Source organism: Paraburkholderia sp. BL10I2N1 (genome assembly GCF_004361815.1).
Taxonomy (GTDB): Bacteria; Pseudomonadota; Gammaproteobacteria; order Burkholderiales; family Burkholderiaceae; genus Paraburkholderia.
Genome location: NZ_SNWA01000003.1, coordinates 372,015 through 396,628, shown reverse-complemented (window position 1 = coordinate 396,628; position 24,614 = coordinate 372,015). Strand labels below are relative to the sequence as shown.

The following is a 24,614-nucleotide window of genomic DNA, read 5'->3' as shown; positions in this document are numbered from 1 at the left end:
ACAATATGAAAAAGATTCTGACACGCGTGGCGCTGATAGCCGGACTGACCCTCGGTGTTTCACAGACGGCGTTTGCGCAATGGGTGGTATTCGACCCGACCAACTTTGCGCAGAACGTCATCACGGCGGCAAAGGCGGTGAAAGGTGAGATTTACCAGGACACGAACATCGCGTACCAGTACCAGATGATGGCCAACCAGCTGCTGCAGGCCAAGGATCTGAGCCCGGCGGCGATGCAGGCGCAATACAGCCAGATCACCGGCGAGATCAGCAAGGTCAACTCCCTGACCAGCACGCTCACGAACCTTTACGGAAACCTCCAGCAGGGCAGCGCGTGGCTCACGCATGTGCAGACGCTGATGGCCCGTTCGGGCAAATCGCGCGAACAATGGTTTGCCGACATGGGCACGCTCTACAACCAGAACGATCAGGCAGTCAAGAACATGTTCCAGATGGGCAACGATGTCATGACGCACACCCAGGAACTGGCTCAACGCCGTCAGGAACTGCAGTCGCAACTGGCCCTCTCACCGACCCAGCAGGCGACTGCCGAGCTGACCACACATTACCTCGATATCGTGACCAGCCAGAATGCGGACCTTCTTCAGATGAACGCGGCAAAGGCGCAGCAGGCGGCCCAGCAGCAGTCGCTCGCGAACGCCCAGGAGCAGGCCAAGACTGCGGCCATGCAAAGCTTCACTGCGCAGCAGGCTTCCGAGCGCGCTGCACTGAACAGCAGCCTGGGTAGCGGAGCGTCACAATGAGCCTGCGAGGTCTGATCCGCTCGATTGCCGCTGCTCTCTGGCTGGTGCTCGCCGTGGCGGTAGTCATTCCTTCCGGGGCGTGGGCACAGGATGTCGCGTTGACACCAGATGGGATGCCCGTGGGAACGCCGGCGGGGCAGATTCCGCCGACCACGCCTTCGAGCAACTCCGGCGCCACCTATCAGCCGGGGGAAATAACTTCCGGGAACAGCCAGGCGGCGGCAAAGATCAATTCCCTATTCAGTTCGGTCATCACGGCTGCGGCAACGACAAGTCAACTCGTCAAGGCGGAGGCGGACAAGCTTGCGGGAGGACTCGCCGTCATCACCATCGTTCTCGCAGCGGCACGGTTCGCAGCGACGAAGGACCCCGTGAATGCGTGGGTTGTCGTGTTCGAGGAGTTGGGGACGCTCGGGATCTTTGCGTCGATCTATCTTGCCTACGTCACCTTTGCGCCGGGCTTCTACAACTGGTTTGGCACGCTCGCCACGGACATCAGTGGAAGCGACATGTCGGGCACCACAACGTCACTGTTTACCGCGTCCGGTCAGCTTTACGATGCTTTTGCGAAGTCGTTTGACGGGGCAAGCTGGTATGAGTATCCGAAACTTCTGATGGCGGTCGGGCCGCTCCTGATCGCGTGGGTGGTGCTTGGCATTACGGCCATCGTGTTCACGTTCTTTGTCAACATTGGCCAGTTGCAGGCGGCCGTCGGAATTGTCATGGGACAGATCGCGTTGGCACTTGGGTTTTCGTCTTTCACGCGTGGGTACTTCAAGTCGTGGCTCGACTATATGGTGAGCGCGGGCATGTACACGGTTGTCGCCGCGATCCTGATGAAGCTGGTGTCAGCCTCGCTCACGGCAGCGATTGACCAGGGCCGCACGATCGGCCTGTCTACGCCGCAAGGCGCGACGTACGTGATGGATCTGTCGATCTTCATATTTCTCGTTTCGTTCGAGATTCCGAAAATGGCCGGCATGTTTGGCGGCGGTGCGAATGCATCGGGTTCGTTGGTCGGCAAGGTGGCACGGGTCGCGACCGGGGGGCTTGTGTGACCGTATCGCTGAACCATCAACCTCTGGGCGCGGCAGCGCTCCTCGGCGAGCATCAGCGACGCGTCGACCTGATCGGGCAGTGTGCCAACGAGGCGAGCAAAGACGAGTTCCAGCGCAAATGGATGTCGGTGCTCTCTCGTTGCGCAGAGTGGTTCTCTTCGATGCCGCTGAGCCCCGATCTTCATCGGGAGCCGGGTGGGGCGTTCCGGTGCACGATCGAAACGGCGTTCTATGCGATGCGCCTCGCCGGTGGCCAGAAGTTCGGCACCAACCTGCCGTCCGAGAAGCGCCGCCGCATCGAGCCGCAGTACAACTACGCGGTCTTTCTTGCGGCCGTGTGCTCGAGGCTCGACGAGCCGTACCGGCATTTCGTCATTGAGCGTGAGACAGACCGCGCTGCGTGGAATCCGTCCATACACGGTGCAGCTGGCCCGTGGCTCGGTAGCGAACCCTACCGGGTCGCACGGCGCGAGACAGAACTTCCTGTCGAGCGCATGCGCACGGGCATGCTCGCGCAGATCCTGGTGGGCAGTGAGCTGTTAGCGGGCCTTGATGCGGAGGTGCTCGCGGAGATGTTCGGCGCGATCAATCCAAACATGAATCCGCTCGGGGCGGAATCGCTCATCCACAAGGTCATTCGTCAGGCCATCGCGACGGCCGCCGAATTCGACCGCAAGGCGCAACGGGCGGTGTTCGAGCCGGTCCAGTTCGAGGTGCCTTCCGCTATCCACGTGGCCGCCGAACTGCAGCCGTCGGTCGCCCCGGCTCCGGTATCGCCGGCATCACCGTCCCAACCTCCGGCGGCCGCACAACCGGAACCGGTAGCGGCCACCCAGCCCGCTGCCGCGCCCGCACAGCCCCAGTCGGTCGAGGTCATTAGTCCGGCACCGTCGGCGCCCGCAGCGCCTCGCTCGCTGCTTGCCGCGATCGGCTATGAGGAAGAACACGATGCGGTAGAGGAAAGAGCCGTCCCGGTTTCCGCCAGGCCAACGTCTGCCGATCAGATGGGATTGCCGTTTGTGGCGGTCGAACCGCCCGCGGTGCAGGCAGTCAATCCTGCGGACATGCGGGTTGCAGAGCGGTCACAGGCCGCCCCGGTTGCCGATGCATCCTTCGACGAGGTCCTCAAGGGTGCGCCGAACATGATCCGCGACCTGTTCCGCGCCCTGCGCGAAGACGTCGCATCGGGTCGCGCCAAGGTGCAGTGGTCCGACACGGGACTGGCGATCCAGAAGCGTCTGATCGGCAGCTACGGCGTGGCAAGCGACACGCTCGTTGAACATCTGCGCAGGCGCAGCCTGCTGCTCGCCAACGGGCCAACCGAAATTACCCTCGCGCCGCGCGCCGGCCAGCTCATTGTGGATCGTCCTGCATGATCAGCTACATCAACCATTTCCGCCCGATCTACGAGTTACGCGCGGCTGTCTTCTGGCTGGCTGCCTTGGTCCTTTTGCCGCTTTCGGGGATGCCGTATGGCTGGGCCTTCGGGCTCTTCGCGTTGCTGGTTCTCGTGCTGCGTTCACTTCAGGTATGGAAGGCGCTGAAGTTTCGCATGGCCATCTCGACCAAGTGGCTCACTACGCTCCAGGTTCCGAAGCTGCTCGCAATCCAGAAGCGCATGCGCGATGAAGCGAACTCGATGTACCTCGGCGTCGGCTACGAATGGACCCAGAAGCACTGCCAGATCGCACACGACATCCTGCGCATGCCGACCACCGATATTCCCGGCCTGCCGCGCTGGCTGCCGAAGACGAAGCCCGGACGGAAGATCGAAGCCGTGATTGAAAATCTCTTCGCGCCCCAAGACAGCATCCGGGACCGCATGCCGCAGGGATCGTCGTGGATACACGGTATGGAGCCGAAAAAGGCGCTGGTGCCGTTTCACTACAAGGCGATGGGCGGCCACACGCTCGTAGGTGGCACGACCGGCGCCGGCAAAACCCGTACATACGAGGTGATCTCCACGCAGGTCATTCATCTGGGTGACGTGCTCATTATCGTGGATCCGAAGAACGACGCCGAGTGGAAGCTGCGGGTCGAGAAAGAGTGCGCGCGGGCGGGCCGCAAGTTCCTGTATTTCAATCAGGCCAAGCCGTCCGAGTCGGTCCGTCTGAATCCGATCGAGAACTGGTCGCAGCCGTCCGAAATCCCGAGCCGCATTGCGCAACTGATGGAGGAGGGGCCGTTTCGCGACTTCGCGTTCCTGTTCATCGACCGTGCGGTGAAGGGCGAGCTCTATATCGGCGACAAGCCCACGCTACGCTCGATCCTGAAATACGCGCAGTCGGGCATTACAACCCTGCTGGAAAAAGGTCTCATCCGGTTTTTCCGGGAAGCGGGACTGGACGACTGGGAAACCCTCGTCGCGGCCGACACGGTCAAGATGGCCAACAAGCCGGGCGTGTCCAAAGTGGACGGGATGATCGCGCTCTACAACGCGCGGTTCGCCGCGATGGACAAGGGGCATGAGTCGATCGACGGACTGATTGCGACGCACGTTCACGACCGCGAGCACTACATGCGGATCATCGCCTCGGCGCTGCCGCTGCTGCAGATGCTGGCCACCGGCGAGACGGGTCTGCTGCTTGCTCCGAAAGCCGACGATTTCGAGGATGAGCGCGAGATCTGGGACATCGACAAGGTCATCAAGCAGAAAGCCGTTCTGTACATGGGCCTGGACTCGCTGTCGAACAATATCGTGCAGAAGGCGATCGCGTCGATGGTCCTCGCTGACGTCGCGGCCGTCTGCGGCTCGATATACAACTTCTACGCCTCTCCGCCCGACGTGGTGCTGATCATTGACGAGGTTGCCGAGGCGATCAATGAGCAGGTGATCCAGATCCTCAACAAGGGTCGCGGTGCGGGCTTCAAGGCCTTCGTCGCATTCCAGGCGCGAGCGGACCTCGAAGCGCGACTGGGAAATGCCGCAAAAATGCTGCAGGTTTTGGGCAACCTGAACAACCAGATCATCTTACGCTTGGAAGACAGCGACACTGCGCAGTGGTTCTCCGACAAGGTCGGCGAAACCGCGATCCGCAACCTTGTGATGACAGGCAGCACCAGCACAGGCAGCGAGGCACATGTCGGTGAATTTACAGGATCCGTTTCTCGTTCACTTCAACTGGAGAAGGTCCCCTTGATTCCAACCCGCCTGATACACGGCCTGCCGAACCTGCAGTACTTCATGCGCATCTCCGGTGCCGCCGTGTATCAGGGCCGTATTCCAATCCTTCAAGGGTGAAAACCTACGCATGTCTGCCGTATTCAAAAAAATCATCCGCGACCACAAACTCTCCGCCCGCCTGATTCCGGTCTTCACGCTGGCGCCTGAGCTTGAGCTCGCCTGCACGCGTGTGGCCGATTTCATCGGGGAGAAGTTCATGGGCGAGACCGAGCCGCTCGTCAAGGAAATGCTGGCGGGAGGCCTCGCGGGCTTCAAGCGCACGCGCAAGACCGGCGATCCTCACGTGGCGTTCATGCAGGGGATGTTCGAGCCGGCCCATCTGCTGTACGCGCGCCGGTACGTGGCGAGAGACGGCGAACGCTATCACGTGTGGTCACCCATGTTCGAACCGATTCCGGTGTTTGAAGCGCGGCACAGCGGCCTCGCGACCGGGATGGCCGACGAGCGCTGCCCGGAAAGCATCACGCGGCGCTCGGCGGCGTTTCAGCTGGCGGCACGGGCGCTCACCGGCGAAAACTTCCGTCTCTACTTCGAGGACTACGATGTCGCTCACGCTTTATCTGATAGCGAAGTTGTCGAGGGTTGAGGTGGACGTGGCTCATCGGGCGATGACGACTGCCGGGGCGCAGGACGAGATGGACGCCCCGGTGCCGGCTGAATTCGCGCGAGGTCCGAACGCGATGGCGTACGCGCTTGCGCTGTTCATCAGCCGCAAGCCCGTGCATTTTTATGTTGGACTGGCCGGGCTGACCGCGTTTCCGGCCTATCTCCTGATCCGGCTGGGCGGGTACCTGGCTCAACTGTCCTGGAGCGGCCATGGCGGGTAGTCGTTTCGTCTCGCACGTGAAATGGTGGTTTTTCATCGTGCCGATCATTGCGGTGTTTGTGATGCCCACGCTACCGGATCGCTCGCTCTTCGAAATCCCGGATGCCGAAACGCAGTCGGTGGTCGCGACCATCGGAGACGCCAGGGCGGATGAGGCCGTCGAGACGACAAACGCTACATTCAGGCGGCTCTTTGTGCAGACGGGGCTGATGCGCAAGACGATCGATGCGACGGGGCATGACGACATCAGCGATGGTGGCGTGTCGGACTTCGCGCACACGTGGGTACATAACTTCTGGCTGCTGATCTACCGGCTCTTCTACCGGGCAACCGTCATGAAACTGTGGCTGCTCGGTACGTTGGTCTTTTGCACGGCGATGTTTGCAGACGGCACGATGCGACGCAAAATCAGGGCGTCAGCCGCCGGTTTCGCCAGCCCACTGTCGTTTCACCTCGCCGGTCACGGCATCCTGCTTGTGTTTGGCGTTGCTTGCGCGGTGCTTGTTGCGCCGGTACCCATCCTCGCGCCGTACTGGATAGCGGTCGCCGCATGCCTGGGCGTCCTGCTCTGGAAAGCATCCTCGTCGTATCAATGAGTGCAGGATTTCCCGGAAAGCTGCACGAAAAGCGCCATCATTCAGGGTTAAGCCCCTCAACCGGTTGAAACGAACTCAACCGTAAGGGGCTCAACCCTCTCGCATCGCTTTGAGGGTTCAGGAGGCCGCCAACGGCCAGAAGCGGAACTAGCCGCAGCGAAATTCGACGCAACAAAGCCACCATTCAAGGCGGAGCAAGCAGAGGCCTCGATTAGTGCGCGCGTTGGAGACCATTAATCAGTGCTTGACACGCAAGGGATTGCTTGCCTATAGTTCATGCAACAGATCACTTGCATGTAGTTGTCCATGGCTGAGCACCCCGATGACACCGACTTGCTGTTCAAAGCCCTCGCCGATCCCAGCCGGCGCAAGCTGCTGGACTTGCTGCACGCACACGACGGCCGCACCCTCAACGACTTGTGCGAGCACTTGGACATGACGCGGCAGGGCGTGACGCAGCACCTGGACCTGCTCGAGGCGGCGAACCTGGTCGCTACCGTGCGGCGCGGCCGCGAAAAGCTGCACTTCCTCAATCCAGTACCGCTGCAGAAGATCTACGAGCGCTGGATTGCCAAGTTCGAAAAGCCGCGCCTCAAGGCGCTCTCAGATCTGAAACAACGCTTGGAGAAGGACAATGACTAGATCGACCTTTGTCTACGTGACCTACATCCGCACCACGCAGGAGAAGCTGTGGTCAGCACTGACCGACGAGGAGTTCATGAAGCAGTATTGGTTTGGCATGCACTGCGAAAGCCAGTGGACGGCGGGATCCTCGTGGAGGTTGGTGTCCGGCGACGGTCAGATCTTCGACTCCGGCGAGATCGTCGAGGCCGAGCCGCCACGGCGCTTAGTCCGAACTTTGAGCATGCGGCGCGCGCAGGTCCTTGAATTGCCGCGGTTACGCGTGTCGGGGGGAGTCGGTTACTGGGTACAGACAGGGCTGATGTTCAGCAGGCGGAAGGCCTTTTCCTGAACGGGTGTGGGCCGCGTGATCATCACGATCTTTGCGTCCGGGTTCAGAGATGTGTGGCAGACGTTGTAGGCGAGCGTGGCCAGATCATCGAGCAGCGTGCGGAAGCTATGGACGGGCAAGCCGTCCTCGCCAAGCCGCGTGGCATCCTTTGCTTTTGCCTGGTCCGAACGTCGTGCCTTGGCCACGGGCGAGGGCCGGGTTGCGCGTGCGAGCTCGATGTATTCATCGTCAAACAGCATCGGCTTCAAGGTCTCGCGCATGTGCCATTCGACGTAGTAGGCGAGCATGCACAGGAAGACGTGCGCCCGTACACGCTCGGCGTTCCAGTGGAATATGGGGCGCACGTTCAGATCGACTGTCTTGAGCGACCGGAAGGCACGCTCCACGACCGCCAGGCCCTTGTACGCCGAGACAGCCGCTTCGGCCGGCAGGTCCTGTTCGGGCACGCTGGTGCGCACCACATACAGGCCGTCGAGCGCCGCTTCCTGCCGGATCTGACCGGCCTTGCGCGTCCAGGTGAAGCCCTCGTCGGTGAAGCTCAGCTCGAAGTGCTTGGCCATCTTGTAGTGGTCGATGACGCGGCCCACGCGCAGGGCAATGGCATCGGCGCCCTTGAGGCGGTTGCGGGCACGCGTGGTCGCCTCGGCGATCTTCGTCAGCTCGGCTTCAGTGGCCTGCAGCAAGTCCTCGCGTTTGCGGGTCCGCTGCTCGGCCAGCAGCGGATTGCGGCACACGATGAGCCGCTCACCGGGGAACGCCTCACTGGTCAGCTCCAGCAGGTTGCGCTCGTCAAACAGCGAGGGCTGGAAAGGCCCCTTCTCCTGGGCAAGCGCGCTCACCTGCGGCGCGCGCAGGCTGCTCACCCAGTCCAGCCCCGCCGGGCGCAATACCGTGTCGATGCGCGCCTGCGTGAGCATGCCCCGGTCGCCCACCCAGGCGATCTTGCCGATGCCATAGCGGTCCCGCAGTTTCTCCACCTGCGAGGCCACGGTAGCCGGATCGGCGGTGTTGCCGGCAAACACCTCGACGGCCACCGGACAGCCTTCAGGAGTGCAAACCAGCCCGAACACGATCTGCGGATCGTCGCGCTTGCCATCGCGGCTGTAGCCGCGCGCGGCAAGCTCGCAGCAGTCTCCGGTCACCCACGTGGACGTGAGGTCATAGAGCACCAGCATGCTGCCGGCCAGATGCTTGCGCGCCAGCCGCTTCTCGATGTCTTCCTGGGCCTCGCCCAGCCAGTCGAGCGCGGTATAGACCTGTCCGAGGTCAACCTCGCCCAGCTTCAGCAGCCGCGACAGCGAGTGGGTCGCGGTCTCGTCGCGCAACATGCGATGGGTGGCCAGCTTCGAAGCGGGAGACACCACCCGCGCCACCAGCAGCGCCATGAGCATCGCGCGCAGCGCGGCCGGTGCAGCCGCAAACCACTGCTCGGCGCCGCAGGCACGCGCCGCGCCCAGCACCGCGGCCACATGTCCGTGCGGCAGGCTGCGCTCGATCACGAAGGCCTCTTCAGCCGAGGGCACTGCGACGCCACCGCGCAGCAGCACCTTCAGTCCTTCGATGACCTCGGCGGGCAGCGATGAGAGGTTGGCCAGGGTGCGCTTCTTCACCTTGTTGCCGTCGCGGAAGGACTCGCGCAACAGGATGGCGGGCGGTGAGTTGCGGTTGGGGACGTGTTCGATATACATGAACACTGATTAAAGCAAATAATCACCGAAAGTCAATATAAAAATACTAACTTACATGGCTACATGATAGTCCCAGAAAATAGCCGAAACCCTGCACTGATGCGGATTCCGGCTATTTGAGAAGTCAAAGCTCGGCTTAGTGATCCGCTGGCAGCACCAGAACAAGCCCGAGCTCAAGGCCGAAGGCGAGTCGCAATGCACGATGGAACTGGAACCCAGTGGAACGGCGGTCAAGCTTTCCATCACCCATACCATCGAGCGCGAACCCTCGAAATTCATCGAGGCGGTGTCCGGCGGGTGGCCGAAGATCATCTCCAACCTCAAGTCCCTGCTGGAGACCGGCTCGATCGTTCTGCAGGAGCCCTACCCCGTCGAGAGTGCCCACTCTGGAGGTGACCGCTGAATATATCGCTGGCCGCTGTCTCGAAACATCTCAAGCTACTCGAAAACTCGGGCGTAGCTCATCGAATGGTCGATCAATTCGCGGGCGAACGCACTGACCTCGGTCGCGCGCATAACAGAGAAGAGGCCCTTCGGGGCCTCCCTTTGTGTCGAGCTCCGTAGTTGTCAGGTTGCACCCCCCCGCCCTGGTGCCTCGCAATCCAGCCTTCGCCGAAGCGGTCGGTGACGAACGGCAGTGAAGGGTCGACGACGGCCACTTACATGAGCGGAAGCCAAAGCGAGGTATAGAGTCACCGGGCGATATCACTCACTCAGCGCATTTCCCGGAAAGCTACACGAAAAACCGCATCATTCCAGCTTAAGCCCCTCAACCGGTTGAGGGGCTGCCGACGGACTGGCACTTCGTTTCGTGCCGCCCGCCCATTCGCGTGCCCAGGACAGACCCACGGCGCGCGCCTCCTCCCCGGTCCAGGACAGGCATGTCTGCACCTGCATCAGCGTCGTGCCCCAGGTAACGGTCCCGTTTGCCCCATAAGCGCCGTCTTCGGGCAGGGCGTGTCCCCCGGCTCGCAGCCCTTGCAGGTGCCTTGCCGCATTGTGTCCTCAGCGGTTGTCGCCCGGTCGCTGACCGATCGTAGCACCACGAAAGCGTGCCTAAATGACCCACGTTTTGCGGGCGTCGGCACGTGGTTCCCTCGTAACAATAGGCTCATGCCGCGCATGTGCGGTCACTTACCACAGGGATACCCAGATGAGCACGATCAACGAAGAGACGAACGTTGTCGATGACGCGGCGGCGAACACGACAGCAGGTGCCGGTGCAGGCGTGAATGCGGCAACGGTAACGGGTGCTGCGGCTCACCCTACGGCAGAACCGGGTGCCAATGCCGGCCCGCTGGTTACTGACGGCGCGGACGACGGCGAGATCGAGAGCGAACTCCAGCAGATGGAGGATGCCGCGACGACCCTTCAGAAGGAGGGGATGATCAGCGAGTCGGAGGCGGCCGAGAAGCGCGAACAGGTCGCGCGCACGCGCAAGGCCTTTCGGGATCTGCCGCCGGCTGAGCGCGCAGCGATCGTCCAGCGCCGTCGCGAGATCGGTCGTGAGTTGATGAATCGCCAGCTCTCGGGCGCTGCGGTCGTGAAGGCCACGGTGCGTCTGAATCACACCCGCCTGAAGCCGCTGTTTGAGCAGTGGTGGCCGTATCTGAACCGCATGAGCATCAACATGCAGCGCTTTGGCCGGTCCACGTTCGGTGCTGAAGACCAGGGTGCGGTCATCACCTGGTTCGAGAAGCAGGTGGTCGAGCTCGAAGCCTACGTGAACGAGCAGCTTGACGTCGCGAGCGGCTTTCGCGGCAGGACCGAGACCGAGATGAAGGCGCGAGGCGAAATTGTGTTTGCGCCAACGGTGACCAAGCCGTCACTGGATATCGAGGTCGAGGCCTACTCGCGTTTCTCGATGCGACTGCTCTCGCTCATGCTCAAGTTCGACCAGGTCATGGACAACTTCGATTTCCTCGTCTGGAACGGCATCCGCGACCAGTCGGACGTTGACGAGGAAACGTCGCGATTCCTGCGCAAGTTCCACCCGGTTGGCGTGCGCGGATACATGACGCACCTGCGACTGATGACCACCGTGCGCGGTCGCTAGGCTGGCAGTCCGCGCCATGCTCGAGGAGCTGAACCCCCAGCAACGTGAGGTGGCGCAGTTGCGCCGCCATTGCGTAGCAATTGCCTGCCCCGGTGCAGGCAAGACCAAGACCATCGCGACCAAGGCGGCGTTGCTGCTCGCGGATCCCGCTGCGACAGTCGGCGCCGTCACATTCAGCAAGGACGCCGCGGTGGAACTGCGCGACCGCATACTGACGCTTGCCGGCACGCAGGTAAAGCGCAGGCTCACTGCCGGAACCTTCCACTCGCTGGCTTTTCGCCAGCTTGGCCAGCCTGGGCAGGCCCGACGCGATATCGCTTCCGATGGGGACCGGCTCGGGCTGCTCTCGCGGGTCATCGCGGATCTGGGCCTGAACTGGAAGCCGGAAGACGTCATCCCGGTGATCGAACGCATCAAGACGAATTTCGGACGGGTAGACGCCGGATCGCCCGATGCCCGCTTATACGACGCCTACCAGCAAGCCCTCTCGCGCAACGGCAAGATCGACTTTCAGGACATGCTGCGCCTCGCGGTTGCAGGCATGGAAAGCGGCGAGATCCAGCCCTACCGGTTCACCGATCTGCTCGTTGACGAGTTTCAGGATACGGATCCGCTTCAGTACCGCTGGGTGGAGCTGCACGCGAAAGCGGGTGCGCAGGTGACGGTGGTCGGCGACGATGACCAGAGCATTTACGGCTTTCGTGCTGCACTGGGCTTTCGCGGCATGGAGAGCTTTGCTGGTTCATTCGCGGCGCAGAAGGTGGTACTCGGAAGCAACTATCGCTGCCGCAGCGAGATTCTTGCCGCGGCCGACCGGGTCATCCGCAACAATGCCGACCGGATCCCGAAGTTGCTGAAGGCTGAGCGTGGGCAGGGCGGTTCCGTCTCCAGTCTTCGCTTCGATGATGAATACGCTGATGCAGCGGCCGCCGTCGAAGCCCTGCAGCCGTTGCTCCACGCGGGCCGCTCGTGTGCGATCCTCGCCCGGACGAACCGGATCCTCGATCCGATCGAATCCGTGTGCCGGTCGCACGGTGTGAAGTATTACCGTGCATCGGGCAGTTCGGTGCTCAACCGGCCGCAGGGTGCATTGATGTGCAACCTGCTGGAGATCGTGGAGGGCCGCAAGCTGAACGGTCTGGATGCAGTTCTCGGCTATATGGGCATGAGTTCGACCGACCTGAGCGCGCTACATCACGATATGGGAGCGACACTGGTCCAGCGCCAGAAGAAGGATCTGGTCGCGCTCGGGCTGACCGAGGACACGGCGAGTGCCTACCGGGCATTCATGAAGCGTCTTGCCGAGTGGCAGTCGCTGTGCGAGCGCAAGTTCTATTCTCTCGCGCTCGAAGGGGTGCTGGAATGGATGCTCCTCTGGGCGAACGGCGATCAGGCCATCCGCGCGATCCAGGCCACGTATGACGTGATTTCACGCCTGAACGGCCTCTTCTCCGAGCGTATCGAGTTCCTGAAGCGGGATAACAACAAGCCCGGTGAGGGCGCACTGGTGCTCACGACCATGCACAGCTCGAAAGGCCTCGAATGGGATCACGTATGGATCACGCGCGCCGAAGAGGGTGTCGTCCCTGACGAGAAAAGCCCGGAATCCGAAGAGCGGCGGCTCTTCTATGTCGCGATGACCCGTGCGCGTGACAGTCTCGTCATTGCAACGATCAGGAAAAATCCCGTCTCGCGCTTCGTCATCGAATCCGAAGTGCGTTGAATGTCTGTGGAGCCACGATGCTAGACCTGCTTTTCCGGAAAATGGGCTACGTGCCTGCTGCGAGCGCTTCGCTTGTCGATGACAGTCCCGCCCCAGCGGCGCCATCGCCGCCGCCACACAGGCGTGACGAAGCCTCGTTCGACTTCAGCGTCGCGCGCCACGACGACCTTTGCTTTTATTACGACGATGGCGACGATACCTACAGTTACGCCGTGGGGCGTCCAGACTGGGCGCCGCTAGCGATTGCCGGCCTGAAGCTCCCTCAGACCGATAAATGCGATCGAATGGTGCTGGAAAGTGTGGCATCACGACTATGGATAGCCCAGGGCGCTTGCGTGCTCGAGTCATGGCGCGAAGCGAATGCCGGCGTCTTTGATACGCTACGCAAGAGCGTCGACGGGTTTGGTCTGCCTGATACGTCCACGATTCACGCCTCAGATCCCGAGCGAAAGAACGTGACGCTCCTGGGTACCGCGGAGATGGCATCTTTGTTTGACGTGTGCTGGCAACGTGCACGAATTGAGTCCCCGGTATTCTTTCTCGCGAACTCCCGGGCGTACATTACCCTGGCAACGCATCACGCGATGCGCGGCGCGAGCGACTCAGCCGAGCACGCGCTGGAGCGCGCCCTCGACTGGTTGGCTGTCTGGTTTGAATCCAGGGGGATGGGCATCGATCGCGCACGACGGCTCGTCAATATCCCAGGTTACGAACCCCTGTTTCACCGGACGTCACAAGGCATCTAGGCTCAAAGACTCATGCGACGATCCAAAGAACAAGGCCGCCCGAGGGCGGCCTTTGCGTTCAGTAGGACGATCCGCATCCTGGCGCGCGATCGATCGTCGTGTGCACCGTTTTACTGGGTGTCGCCCTTCAACTTGAGCCGCAATTGGTAGTGGGGATCCCCCAGCGGCACCTCTACGGTAGCGCCATCGGCAATCGTCGCGGCGACGTTGCTGACGTCCAGGCCAGCTGTCTTTACAACCTGCGAGCGGCAATCAGCCGGACCCACTTCGTCGATTCCGGTCGATACGGTATCGGTTGCCGAGATCGAGAGCCTGATCTTCTCCCCTTCCTGTCCGACGGGCTTCACTACAATCGAGCGGCCGACGAACTGGCTGTTGCTCCTGAGCCGGAGCGTAGTTCCGTCTTTGCTGCACGTTCCATAGCCAATTTCGGTGCCGTCGGAGATCACGAATGGTGTCTCGTTCCCAAACTGATCCTTCAGGATCGTGGTGCCGGTGACCATGGTATTGCCGTCCTTCAACCAGACGACCTCAAGGGTGTGGTGTTGAGGGTGGGGCCAGCCACGGCATTGCTGACGCCGACGATCGCCGTCGCTGCGACTACTGCCAGGTGAATTGCGTGCTTCAATTTAACCTCCGTCAATGTCTTGTGGATACCGCTATTGCTCCCGGGCCGCGCGCGTGCGCTGAATCACCGGCTTGGCGAGCGAATTGCTAAACCTTGCGTGCTGCGTTTCTGATCTTCAGTTGCCGAAGGATCCCGGGGATCTGCCCGTGTCGAGCCGTCCGCTTTCACGTCGCCCCGATCTGCGATCGCCGAATAGTCGCGCCTGGTTGTGTCGCCACAACTCGGCACCTCCAATGCCAAGCGCGTTGGATTCCGGATCGATGTCGAGCAGCCGCGCGAGCGCCACAATCTGCGACTGCATCGGATACTTGTCGGTTAGCCCGGCGATCGCGCGCATGAACGCCTGCGGATGATTTTCGAGGTCTTGCGGGCTGAGCGTCGCGGCATAGTCCGTGAGCACCGATGAGGCAGCGTCCATCGCGACGTAGGCTTCCCCGATCGCTGCGATGACTGCCGACGTGAGTCCATTGACGTCGAGTTTGGTGCCGTCGGTCAGTGTGGCCACACCGTTGTCGAAGACGATGACGCCGTCACGCGGACAAACGGCGGACAGCATCTCTACACCGCGTCGCGGCGCCATGTGAGCGCGAGCGCGCGAGCTTTCAATCAGGCGATAGAGCTGTCGCCTTGTTGCTTCGAGGAGTCGGTGGGCCTCACGCGTGGGCGGATTCAGCCACGGATCGGCGTCATTGACGGCAATCCGGCGCCGAACGACGGCGGCTGCGGGAATGATGCAGACGATAACCCCAGTCGCCGCACCGCAAATGAAAGAGGAAAGAGACATTGCGCTCGCCTTTCGTCGACTAGCTGGCGGAAGCCTGTCGCGGCAACTGCTGGACGTTGTCTGCGGCGTTCTCAACCGTCAGTTCGCGAGCCGACCTCGAGATCTTTCCGTCGAGCGCAGCTCGTGGCCCGAGCCGGATCGTCCCACCGTAGAAGACGTTACCCTTGACCCGGCCGTTGATCTCCAGCGAGCTGCGGGCATGGACGTCACCGTCTACCGATCCGTCGATCCGCACATGTTCGCCTTCGACGCCACCCTTCACGAGTCCCCCGGGTCCGACATGCAACAGGCCCGTATTGGCGATCAGGCAGCCGCTGACGATTCCGAACGTGCTCAGGCCATGATCGAGAATGACGTCGCCGTGAATCGTCGCTCCGGCGGCCAGCAACGTTACGTTGAGTTGTTTTGCTTTCACGAATGCCTCTCTCAGAAAAGTTGGACGTCACCGGACTTGCCAGCGGTGGCCGGCCTGTTGCCCGCAGAAGCGGCCGGCGCGGGTGTCTGTGCCGGTGTGCCGGGCGTGCTGGCCGCGTCTCCCGCCTCGTGCGAGTGATGCGCAGTGATACGGCGGATTTGCCGCAACGCCGGTTTGGCGGGTGTTGCTGGCGCTATCGCGACCGTTGCCGGCTGACTCGGCGTCGGGGTCGCCATGGCGGTCGTCTGTACTGCGCTGCGGTCTGTGTCGGGCTGGTTTACGGGCTGGGCCTGCTGAGTGCCTGGCGCGACGGCCGATGCGCTGGCCTGAGCGTTTGCCTGAGCGCTCGCGATCACGGGCGCGGGACTGACGGGCTGGCTTGCTGTCGTCGGACGCACCATACGGATCGGCGAGGCGGCCGCGCCCGCTTCACCGGACGCAGACGAAGTGATATTTGTGACCTGCTGCGGCCCGGACGGCGTGCGCGGCGCGATGAGCGCATGGGCGTCGACGTTGGAAAGCGCTGATTGCATCTCGGGGTTGCGGCCGCCGAAATCGGATGCAGTTAGCGGTCGTGGCGGAGCGGCGTTGATCGGGCTATCCGAATCGGAGCCCGCCTGCGCAACCGTTGCCTGAGGCAAGGATGACGCGGAAGTTGCGAGCGTCGTGGGAGCGCTCAGACTCGTATGGATCACTTTCCATAACTTCGCGGCGCTGATGCCGCCTCCAGCCGCAAGCGCCGCGACAGCAACAATAATCGCTGCGGGCTTACCGGCGCGCTGAAGCGCGGCTGCCACACGACGGAGAGAGTCCGCGGCGCTGGTGTTTGCATCGGGCGCCGGGAGCGCAGGCATCGCCTTGACGTGCCCGGCGATATCAATAACGACGGGCTGCGATGCGTACTGCGCGTGCAGCGCCTGAATCTGCCGTATATCCATGGGGTTCCTCTTGAGGGGTGACAGCTCGAGCGTATCCAGCCGGATGCGAAGTCAAGTCCGCCCGGTGCGTGTGGGTTGGAATGCGGGTAGCTACTGGTCGCGGCGGGTGCCGTCGAAGTCGTATGCGTCGTTGTCCGGGATACAGATCTGGCCGATCTGCCGGATCCGTTTTGCAGCGTTTAAAAGAATGGTTTCGCGCTCCTCGCCTTTTAGCTTCTCTGCAAGGACGGCTTCCAGCGTGCCGACAAAGAGCCGGTCGTACTGGGTCAGACAACGAACGAGCAGGCCTGCAAGGGGCCGGGTGACCTTCAGTTCGATGACTTCGTGCGGTAGCGCGATCGAGCGGGCGTTATGTTTTTCCACCCATGCAGTTGCCTTGCGCAACCACTCGCTTGCGTCGCGAAGCCCCGTCTCGATCGCGCGCATCTTGCCGCCGCGGGCGACCGCGATCTTTGACGCACAGAAGTTATAGTCGCTACGGATAAAATCCCGTGCGAACTGCGAGCTATAGCGTAGAACAGTGACGGCGTCCGAGTCCGGAATGATGCGCTCGATGCGCGAATCGCTCGTCAGCCGCGCGATCGGCTTCAGTCCGCTGCCGCCAGCGCTTTGCGGTGGCGTACCGGTGGCGGAGGTATCGGTTGCGGCGATGGTCAGTGCCGGGCGCGGGTCGCCAGGCGGCGCATCCCGGTCGGGATCCGGCGGGAGTTCAAGAACGGCAGCCATGTGATTGTCGGGTGTGGTCTCTCTCACCGATCATTGTGCGCGCGTCAAGTCTGATGAATTCAGGCAAAAGCTGCGCTGATTTCGTTATCTTTCCGGGTATTGCGCTGCCGTTTTTACGCAATACTGACTCTACTTCCTGCGTCACTGACGCATCGACCTCGACTTCGTAGCCCGAAGTCCATCTTCTGTACAAGCCGTGCCCATGGGCATGCTCCGACCAGACGGCAACTGGTGTGGAATCTTCTGTTGATGAGCGTCCAGCCCACGTCTCCCCATCTTTCAGTCATGAAACTCGTCGCCGGCCGCAATCATTTGCGCCGCGACATCGTTCGAACCCGGATATCGGGTGTTCTCTCTCCAGAGCCCATCTGGGTAGAACGATCGAAGTAGACTGATCCGTGATCCTGCGGCGGAATGAATTTTCCGAAAATGGGTTGTTGCGCAGCGTGACCATGCTGCGCGGGGGCGACTTACGTCCCCGCATATGAGCCTCGCGGCTCCCTGAGCGCCACGTCCCCAGAAGGGATGTGGCGCTCGGGTCATTTCCCACGAATCCAGAAAGCGCGTTCCTCCACCCGGGGAACGCGCTTTTTTTTCGTCGTTTGTCCTGTACCGGAGGTTTCCCAATGCTTCCAGACCGTCTCGATGCGCGTATTGCCGAAACGATCAGCAACACGATTGCGCAGGAGCGTGCATCTGCAGATACCGCATCGCCAGCCTGGCGGGAGCGGTGTGAAGTAGCGCAGATCGCGACGTTCAGCGATACCGAGCGCCGCATTTTTCTTTCACACATTGCTGAGCGCCGCGGAGACGCGACGGCCATGGACCTGGAGCAGGCGGCCAGGAACATGCGCACCACGGCAATCTTTTTTCTTGCGAGGAAAACATCATGAATGCTGTGGTCAGCATGCTGGGCGGCCCACCGCGAAGTGTGGTCGAAGAGCGGGCCATGCGGCCGCCAACAATCGGCCGGATACGTCCTGGTATCAAGGCACTCACGTCAGCGGCACGAGCCAACGAGCAGGCCGCGTCAATGTACGCGACGATGGTCGCCGCCGGCGACTCGTTCGAGACGATCGCGAAGGCGATTGAATCGAAGTGCAAGGTGAAGAACCCGCTGGCGCCGAAGAACGTGGATTACTTCACGTGCCGTCGGTCCGATTTCAATAACCCCGATGTCGCCGACGAGATTCTCAGGCTGTATGGAGAGGATCGCGGCAGTGGCGTGAAGCTTTATCGCTTCCCGGTGCTCTTTGCATTCAATGACTGGATGCAGAACGTCCCCAACCAGATGGCGGCATGGGGCACAGCCGGGCGCAAGTTCTTCTCAGAATATGGAAAGGACGGCACACGATTTTGCAAGACCTATGCAAAGGTCGAACGCGATCCGCGGGCACAGCGCGCCACACGACACTTCGGGGGCAGGGTGGTCATCTTCCGTCAGGACGATTCCATTCCCGATGGCGTGTGCGATCCCGAGCGCTGCCCGCAGTATCAGGCGAGACAGTGCAACCTGTCGGCCAGCTTCTTCTTCGCGGTACCGGATATCAAGGGGCTTGGTCTGATCGAGCTGCCGACAAACTCCATCTACGTACTTCAGAAGGCGTATTCGGCGATGCAGACCGTGCTGCTTGCACGCGGCAAGCTGACCGGCACGCGATTCTGGATCTCGAAGCGGGAGTTCGATATCACGCGTATCAACGAAGGGGGCGAAGCAGTACGTCAAAAGCAGATGCTGACGGTCCTCGATGCGGATATCGATATCGGTGCGTTGCTTGATGGTGCGGACGATTCGTTGCCCGCGCTCGAAGCGGCCAACGAGGCGGTCGCGTTGATTGAGGCTGGCGGAAATGTTCTCCCGTTGCATACCTCAGCTGCGAATGCTGAAGCCATCGCGGAGTTCGATCCATCGACGTCCTCGATCTCACCCGATTCGCAGCCGGTGACAACAGGGGCGTCCGGAGCGGCAACGCCAGGACCGTTGATGCAGCAGGTGATGGCCGACACGCAGGAGGAGTCGCTTGAAGACAAGCGGCACCGGATGTCGGATCTGTTGCAGCGACTGGGTCTGAGTGTCGAAGCGCGCCAGCAGGACTTCCGCGTTTTTGGCCACGTTACCTACGGACGGGGCTGGGCGGAGCGCGCGCAGGACGTAGACCGGATGAACGCCCGGCTCACGCAGGCGTTGACGGATCCGGCCGCCCTTGATCGCGAGATCAAGGGCGCAACGCAGTCCGTGCTTTTCGAGTAGTTCTCTCTTCCACTCTTTGCCGGCCCCTCGGGGCTGGCAGTTCTTCCCCTTTCATCGAGAACATTTCAGCAAGCGGGCTTGCTCAAGTGCTTTCGACAGCGTCATTTGACGCATCGAACCAACCCGCTTCGGCGGCCATCTACTTTCTTTTCGATACAGGACTCGTCCGATGCGCAGGATCGGGAACTACACCGCGTTTTTCGGCGCGGACGATGTTTTCAGTAACTGGCATCGGTGCCCGTTCGTTCATCACGATGTCGCATTCACGAGCGTCGAGCAGTTCATGATGTTCGCGAAAGCGAGGCTCTTCAACGACCTGCCGTCGGCACAGCGGATTCTCGCGGCACCGGATCCGATGACGCAGAAGATGCTCGGCCGGAAGGTTGCGGGCTTTGATCTCACCGAATGGGAAAAACGCCGGGAATCGATCGTGTTCGTTGGCTGTCGCGAGAAGTTCGCACAGAACCCCGCACTGCGATCCATGCTGCTGGCCACTGCGCCGACTGAACTCGTCGAAGCCAGTCCCTATGACCGCATTTGGGGCGTGGGGCTTGGCGAGCGCGACGCGCGCATTGCCGACCCGCGGCAATGGCGAGGTCTCAACCTGCTCGGCATCACGCTTACGCGGGTGCGGGACGCGCTTTCGCAACACTGACCTTTCTACCTGTCCCTACGCCGCCGTGCGGCGTTCAACCATTGAGGCTGCCTTCGGGTGGCCTCTTTGCATTTCTGGAGGCGAATTTGAAAATCGCACATTTTTCTGACCTGCATTACTCGCCCGATAACCTGGTCGAATCTGACCGGTGTTTCGGTTTCGCGGTGGGCGATGCCATCGACCAGAAGGCTCAGGTCGGCGTCATTTCCGGTGACTCGACAGATCACAGGCTCGACGCTCACGCGCCGTCGCTGAATGCTCTGGCGACACAGATTCACCGGCTGGCTACCGCCATGCCGGTCCTGATGCTGCAGGGCACGTTCTCCCACGAGCCGCCCGGCACGCTCGACAACTTCGCCCTGATGGGCGGAGCCCACGAGGTATTCATTGCCGATCGTGTCTGCCAGGTCGCCCTGGTCGAGGGGCGCTTCACGGCGTCCAGCGGTCCGGTGTTCTCTCCCGAAGAGCTGGGCGAGATCATCGCGCTTCAGCCTGAGGTCGTGTTCACCTGCCTTCCGACGGTCAACAAGGGCCAGCTTGCGGCAAGCGTTGGCGCGCTGGCTGCGGGTACGGAACTGGGCGAAGTGCTTGCCGCATATCTGGCGGCGGCAGGCCGCGTGAACAGGGAACTGAGGGCTTCGGGCATCGCGACTGCTGGCGTCTCTCACGGGACGGTGAACGGTTGTGTCACCGAGCATGGCGTGACGATGGCGGGGTTCGATCACGAATTCTCGATCGGAGTGCTCTTCGAAGCGGAATGCAGCGCCTTCCTGCTTGGTCATATCCACAAGCACCAGTTCTGGGAGCGCGCGGGAAGGCGCGTGGCGTACCCGGGGTCGATCGGCCGGTTTCACTATGGCGAAGAAGGCGACAAGGGCTACCTCCTGTGGGGTGTCTTTCCAGATGAGTCGGATTCGCTGCTGATTCCAACACCATCCCGGAAGACCTTGTGCATCGAGTTCGACGGACCGCCAGACATGGCGCGTCTGGCCGAAGTCGCAGCGCAGACAGCCGACACGTTCGTGCGCATTCGCTGGCACATCGATGAAGAGCACCGGCAGCTCGTTGACCGCGACGCGATCGCGGCGATGTTCGCCGGGGCCGGCGGTCTGAAGATGGAGCCGCGCGTGTTGCCGGTAGTTCGCAGCCGTGCCCAGGGCATCAGCCTGGAAACGACTGTCGACGGCAAGGTGCTTCGCTGGTGCGAACTGGCGAACGTCGAGCCAGCGCCAGTCGTGGAGCGTCTGCAGCTGCTCGAAACAGGTGATGCCGAGGCAATCGCGGCAGCCATACTCGAGCGGATCGATCTCGAGCCTGCACCGCGCACGCTGCGTGTCGCTCTCGAGTCGATGGCTACCGCCGAACTGGTTGCCGCGCCTGTCATCGAACTGCCGCAGGCAAGGGCGGAACCACAACCGTCTTCGCTGTCGTGGCTTACCGATGATCTTTTTGCGGCTTGATGCCGCCTTTTCGCGGGAGTGGCCTGTATGGCGCTCCCGTGCGGACACAGTCGTGTTCCGATAGCCCGAACCAATGATCGGGCTATCGAAACAAGGTTCACCCGCGTCTTTTGACGCATCGATGGCAGTTCACTGCATCCATTTTCTTTTGACCCCGGCGGGGAGTGATCCCTTCCGGAACGCACTCCGCCTCATTTTCGTGGAGTGTGATCATGTTTGGCCTTTATCCCGCCGGCTCCAGCTGGGTCCGGCATTACAACGCCACCGCAATGGCCCGCGTGCTTCAGCAGGATCTCGTGAAACACGCCGGATTCACCGCGGGCGTCTTTCATCAACCCTTTGGCGCCGACCGTGGTGCCGTGCTCGCTCAACGCGACAGCTGTCTCGTGCTGGCGGATTCGATCGAGTCCGAAAAGCCCGAACTCGTTGTCGTACTAGACGTCGAGATGCAAAACCTCCTGTGGTCGTTCAACACGGGCTATGCCAGTCAGTGGTCCGGGCGCGAGCTTCGGGCATTGACCGGCTGTGACGGCTGGGATGCACTGCTTACCCAGACGGCGGCAAGCTTCCAGAAGGTCTGCGAAGACGTCCAGAAGGCCGTCGACGGGACGCTGGTGAAGCCTGTGGAGGCGCCGAAGCTGGATCCTGTGATTGCCGCGCCGTTGCCCAACGACGACGACATGCCGTGGATGTCGGCTGACGACTACTTCGGCGGACCCGTTCTGGAGGTGCCGACATGCGCCCTCTGAAACTGACGCTCGAAGGCTTTACTGGCGTTCGGGATGGGATGAAGCGCGAGAGCGTGACACTCGATCTCGAGTCGCTGCCGGCTGGTCTCATTGCGCTCACCGGCCCGAACGGGGCGGGGAAATCCACGATCATCGATAACCTGCATCCGTACCGGATCATGCCGTCTCGTGCGACGAAGCTGTCGGTCGACGCCTTTTCCTACTGGGACCACCTCTGTGGCACCCACGCGGTGAAGGAATTCGAATGGGAGCACGGTGGCACCCGCTACCGCTCTTCGTTCGCGTTCCGCAAACCTGGCAAGGTGGGCAAGGCCGAGTACTTCCTGGCTTCGCTCGCCGTTGATGGTTCATGGCAGCCAGTCCGCCTGCCAGACGGCACGGCGTCGGATGGGAAGGGCGAGACTTACGATCACTGCGTCGAATCGATCTGCGGCTCGCTGGAATCGTTTTTCACCAGCGTATTTTCCGCGCAGAACCGTCGTCCGCTCGCCTCTTACGGTGCGAGCGAGATCAAGGGCCTGCTCGCGGAACTGCTGAAAATCGATCACCTGCGCGCGCTGTCGGCGAAAGCCGGCGATGTCGCGAAGGTGCTCGGGCGGGCATTGGACGCGGTGCAACAGGAGATTGTTGCGCTGTCGGGCAGGCGTGAGCGGCTGGCGCAAACGGAACGCGCGCTGGCTGCCGATGGTGAAGCACTGAACGTGGCCAGGAAAGATCGGGACGCGGCTCATGCCACTGCGGCTACCCTGACCCAGCAACGTGCCACGCTGGTTGCGAAGCAGGGCGAGAGCGCCGCAGTCGAGGCACGGCTGCGAGAGCTGGCGGGTCGCCGCAATGAACTGTCCGGTTCGTTGAAGGCGATTGCAACTGAAGCCACGGCCATGTCGCAGCGATCAGGCCAGCGTCGCACGGTGATCCAGAAGTCAATCGGCGTTCACGAGGCAACCTTGCGTGACCGCGATGCGATTCTGGGTGCAGCAGCGATGAGGGACGAAGCCCAGTTGCGGATCGGCCGGGAGGAATCCCGGATTGAACCGCTACAACAGGCGATCGCCGACCTCGAAGCGAAGCAGCTGTCACTGACCTCGGTAACGACCAGCCTGCAAGGGCTTCAGTCCGAGGGCATGTCAAAGGCCTCGTTGCTCAAGACCCTGCAGCAGCAGGCATCGGTTGTCAGCGAGGTTCCCTGCGCTGGCCACGAGATGCACGCTACCTGTCCGCTTCTCGCCCAGGCACGTGAGGCCTCCGCGAGGGTAGCGGAACAGACAATCTCGCTGGAGAAGCTTCGCGAGAACTTTCGCAAGCAACGCGAGCAGTCTGACCTGTTGACACCGCAGGTTGCGCAACTCGCCGCAAAGCGGACCGAACTGCGCAGTGTCAACGAAGCGCTGGCAACCGCGCGTCGCGATTTCCAGAAAGCGACCGAGCTTGCGGCACGCAAGCCGTTGCTGGATGCCGCGACAAGCGAACTGGTGACCGCCCGTCAGGAACTCGCGGCCCTCGATGCTGAGGACGCTGAATGCCGGACCCGCCGGGAGACGGAGACGAGGCGCCTTACAGGCCTGCTTCGCGAGGTGGAGTCGGAGATGGCACGTCTTTCGGCCGTTGACGTCACCGCAGCGATCGGCGAGCTTGACCGGCAACTCGCGGCCAACCGTGAGTCGCTGGCGGCGCTCGATGGACGGATCGAAGCATTGATCCGCTCGCAGGCGACGCGCGAAGCTGAGCGCGAGGCGATCACAAGGGAACTGTCCGGATTCGACGCGACACAGTCGCGTGCCAACCGGATATCCGACGAGATCGCACGCTGGAAGCTGCTGACGAAGGGACTGGGCAATGAAGGTGTGATCGCCCTGACCATCGACGATGCAGGCCCCGCGCTCACGCAGACGGTCAATGACCTGTTGCTCGCGTGCTATGGCATGCGCTTCACGGTCGAGATCCGGACCCAGCGTGAGCTGGCCAGTGGCGACCTGCGCGAGGGATTCGAAATCCTCGTGCAAGACGCCGACAACGACAGCACCAAGGCGGTCGCGGTGATGTCGGGTGGCCAGAAGGTCTGGATCAACGAGTGTCTGACGCGGGGTATCGCGTTGTACCACGCGCGCAACGCAGGCCAACCGTATCAGACGCTGTTCAGCGACGAGTCCGATGGCCCGCTCGATCCTGAGCGCAAGCTGCAGTTCATGCGGATGAAACGTGAAGTCCTGAATCAGGGTGGCTATGAGCGGGAGTTCTTCATCTCGCAAACGCCGGACCTGATTCTGGAAGCCGATGCAGTGATTGACGTCCAGGCTCTCGCGGCCTGAGCGCCGAAGCCATTTTATTTTTCGTATCTCAACCCTGTGGGGAGCCCATCCCTTCAGGGGTTGCTCCCCGCCGTTTTCCTTGAGG

24 protein-coding genes and 1 pseudogene are annotated in these 24,614 nt (G+C 61.8%); 19 read left to right on the top strand and 6 right to left on the bottom strand.

Translation table 11 applies throughout. The features are described 5' to 3' along the window. Positions 1–5: 5 nt before the first annotated feature. From B0G77_RS39790 to B0G77_RS45415, 9 genes are all read left to right on the top strand, one after another. Entirely contained in the window at positions 6–764 is a 759-nt protein-coding gene (locus B0G77_RS39790; RefSeq protein WP_133667338.1) for a DUF4141 domain-containing protein, read from the top strand. Beyond that, positions 761–1,822, top strand: coding sequence for a type IV secretion system protein (locus tag B0G77_RS39785; RefSeq protein WP_133667337.1), 1,062 nt, complete (start codon positions 761–763; stop codon positions 1,820–1,822). Before B0G77_RS39790 ends, B0G77_RS39785 begins: the two co-directional genes overlap by 4 nt. After that, complete coding sequence (locus B0G77_RS39780) at positions 1,819–3,198, top strand: TraI domain-containing protein (RefSeq protein ID WP_243751480.1); 1,380 nt, start codon at positions 1,819–1,821, stop codon at positions 3,196–3,198. Before B0G77_RS39785 ends, B0G77_RS39780 begins: the two co-directional genes overlap by 4 nt. Then, positions 3,195–5,063: a conjugative transfer system coupling protein TraD gene (traD, locus tag B0G77_RS39775; protein WP_133667336.1), complete on the top strand. Its 1,869-nt coding sequence runs from the start codon at positions 3,195–3,197 to the stop codon at positions 5,061–5,063. Before B0G77_RS39780 ends, traD begins: the two co-directional genes overlap by 4 nt. A gap of 10 nt (positions 5,064–5,073) precedes the next feature. Further along, complete coding sequence (locus B0G77_RS39770) at positions 5,074–5,592, top strand: hypothetical protein (RefSeq protein WP_133667335.1); 519 nt, start codon at positions 5,074–5,076, stop codon at positions 5,590–5,592. Continuing rightward, complete coding sequence (locus B0G77_RS39765) at positions 5,549–5,833, top strand: hypothetical protein (protein WP_133667334.1); 285 nt, start codon at positions 5,549–5,551, stop codon at positions 5,831–5,833. The genes B0G77_RS39770 and B0G77_RS39765 overlap by 44 nt, the downstream gene beginning before the upstream one ends. Continuing rightward, positions 5,823–6,428 (top strand): DUF4400 domain-containing protein, encoded by a 606-nt coding sequence (locus tag B0G77_RS39760; protein WP_133667333.1) that lies wholly within the window; start codon positions 5,823–5,825, stop codon positions 6,426–6,428. Before B0G77_RS39765 ends, B0G77_RS39760 begins: the two co-directional genes overlap by 11 nt. Before the next feature lie 306 nt (positions 6,429–6,734). Then, a complete protein-coding gene (locus tag B0G77_RS39755) occupies positions 6,735–7,070 on the top strand; it encodes a metalloregulator ArsR/SmtB family transcription factor (protein WP_133667332.1) in 336 nt (111 codons plus the stop codon). Further along, positions 7,063–7,401: an SRPBCC domain-containing protein gene (locus B0G77_RS45415; protein WP_279571380.1), complete on the top strand. Its 339-nt coding sequence runs from the start codon at positions 7,063–7,065 to the stop codon at positions 7,399–7,401. Before B0G77_RS39755 ends, B0G77_RS45415 begins: the two co-directional genes overlap by 8 nt. Here B0G77_RS45415 and B0G77_RS39745 read toward each other — a convergent pair. Beyond that, positions 7,350–9,089 carry an IS1634 family transposase gene (locus B0G77_RS39745; protein WP_133660463.1) on the bottom strand — a complete coding sequence of 580 codons (1,740 nt, stop codon included), beginning with the start codon at positions 9,087–9,089 and terminating at the stop codon, positions 7,350–7,352. The genes B0G77_RS45415 and B0G77_RS39745 overlap by 52 nt on opposite strands. 136 nt (positions 9,090–9,225) lie before the next feature. Between B0G77_RS39745 and B0G77_RS39740 the strand changes: the two are divergent. The 4 genes and pseudogenes from B0G77_RS39740 to B0G77_RS39725 all read left to right on the top strand — a co-directional run. Continuing rightward, positions 9,226–9,492 (top strand): annotated as a pseudogene (locus tag B0G77_RS39740) (SRPBCC domain-containing protein); the annotation flags it as partial. A gap of 750 nt (positions 9,493–10,242) precedes the next feature. Continuing rightward, positions 10,243–11,145: an ATPase gene (locus B0G77_RS39735; protein ID WP_133667331.1), complete on the top strand. Its 903-nt coding sequence runs from the start codon at positions 10,243–10,245 to the stop codon at positions 11,143–11,145. A 16-nt stretch (positions 11,146–11,161) separates the two neighbouring features. After that, complete coding sequence (locus B0G77_RS39730) at positions 11,162–12,868, top strand: ATP-dependent helicase (protein ID WP_133667330.1); 1,707 nt, start codon at positions 11,162–11,164, stop codon at positions 12,866–12,868. Between the two features lie 17 nt (positions 12,869–12,885). After that, positions 12,886–13,614: a hypothetical protein gene (locus B0G77_RS39725; RefSeq protein ID WP_133667329.1), complete on the top strand. Its 729-nt coding sequence runs from the start codon at positions 12,886–12,888 to the stop codon at positions 13,612–13,614. A gap of 110 nt (positions 13,615–13,724) precedes the next feature. On the opposite strand, the gene B0G77_RS39720 is transcribed toward B0G77_RS39725, so the two are convergent. The 5 genes from B0G77_RS39720 to B0G77_RS39700 all read right to left on the bottom strand — a co-directional run bounded on the left by B0G77_RS39720 (position 13,725) and on the right by B0G77_RS39700 (position 17,105). Continuing rightward, a complete protein-coding gene (locus tag B0G77_RS39720; RefSeq protein ID WP_133667328.1) occupies positions 13,725–14,117 on the bottom strand; it encodes a hypothetical protein in 393 nt (130 codons plus the stop codon). 240 nt (positions 14,118–14,357) lie between these two features. Beyond that, entirely contained in the window at positions 14,358–15,026 is a 669-nt protein-coding gene (locus B0G77_RS43960) for a hypothetical protein (protein WP_208116593.1), read from the bottom strand. A gap of 19 nt (positions 15,027–15,045) precedes the next feature. Then, positions 15,046–15,441, bottom strand: a complete 396-nt coding sequence (locus tag B0G77_RS39710; RefSeq protein WP_133667327.1) for a polymer-forming cytoskeletal protein — start codon at positions 15,439–15,441, stop codon at positions 15,046–15,048. Positions 15,442–15,452: 11 nt separating this feature from the next. Beyond that, entirely contained in the window at positions 15,453–16,379 is a 927-nt protein-coding gene (locus tag B0G77_RS39705) for a hypothetical protein (RefSeq protein ID WP_133667326.1), read from the bottom strand. A gap of 90 nt (positions 16,380–16,469) precedes the next feature. Further along, complete coding sequence (locus B0G77_RS39700) at positions 16,470–17,105, bottom strand: DUF1845 domain-containing protein (protein WP_133667325.1); 636 nt, start codon at positions 17,103–17,105, stop codon at positions 16,470–16,472. Positions 17,106–17,632: 527 nt separating this feature from the next. On the opposite strand from B0G77_RS39700, the gene B0G77_RS39695 reads away from it, so the two are divergent. The 6 genes from B0G77_RS39695 (at position 17,633) to B0G77_RS39670 (ending at position 24,529) form a co-directional block, all read left to right on the top strand. Then, the gene (locus B0G77_RS39695; RefSeq protein ID WP_243751479.1) at positions 17,633–17,998 is read left to right on the top strand and encodes a hypothetical protein; all 366 of its coding nucleotides are present in this window, start codon (positions 17,633–17,635) and stop codon (positions 17,996–17,998) included. Next, positions 17,995–19,356, top strand: a complete 1,362-nt coding sequence (locus tag B0G77_RS39690) for a hypothetical protein (RefSeq protein ID WP_133667324.1) — start codon at positions 17,995–17,997, stop codon at positions 19,354–19,356. The genes B0G77_RS39695 and B0G77_RS39690 overlap by 4 nt, the downstream gene beginning before the upstream one ends. A 169-nt stretch (positions 19,357–19,525) precedes the next feature. Next, entirely contained in the window at positions 19,526–20,011 is a 486-nt protein-coding gene (locus tag B0G77_RS39685; protein ID WP_133667323.1) for an NADAR family protein, read from the top strand. A gap of 86 nt (positions 20,012–20,097) precedes the next feature. After that, positions 20,098–21,471 carry a metallophosphatase family protein gene (locus tag B0G77_RS39680; protein WP_133667322.1) on the top strand — a complete coding sequence of 458 codons (1,374 nt, stop codon included), beginning with the start codon at positions 20,098–20,100 and terminating at the stop codon, positions 21,469–21,471. Positions 21,472–21,683: 212 nt separating this feature from the next. Further along, positions 21,684–22,220 carry a hypothetical protein gene (locus B0G77_RS39675; protein WP_133667321.1) on the top strand — a complete coding sequence of 179 codons (537 nt, stop codon included), beginning with the start codon at positions 21,684–21,686 and terminating at the stop codon, positions 22,218–22,220. After that, positions 22,208–24,529 (top strand): SMC family ATPase, encoded by a 2,322-nt coding sequence (locus B0G77_RS39670; RefSeq protein ID WP_133667320.1) that lies wholly within the window; start codon positions 22,208–22,210, stop codon positions 24,527–24,529. Before B0G77_RS39675 ends, B0G77_RS39670 begins: the two co-directional genes overlap by 13 nt. Positions 24,530–24,614 lie beyond the last annotated feature (85 nt).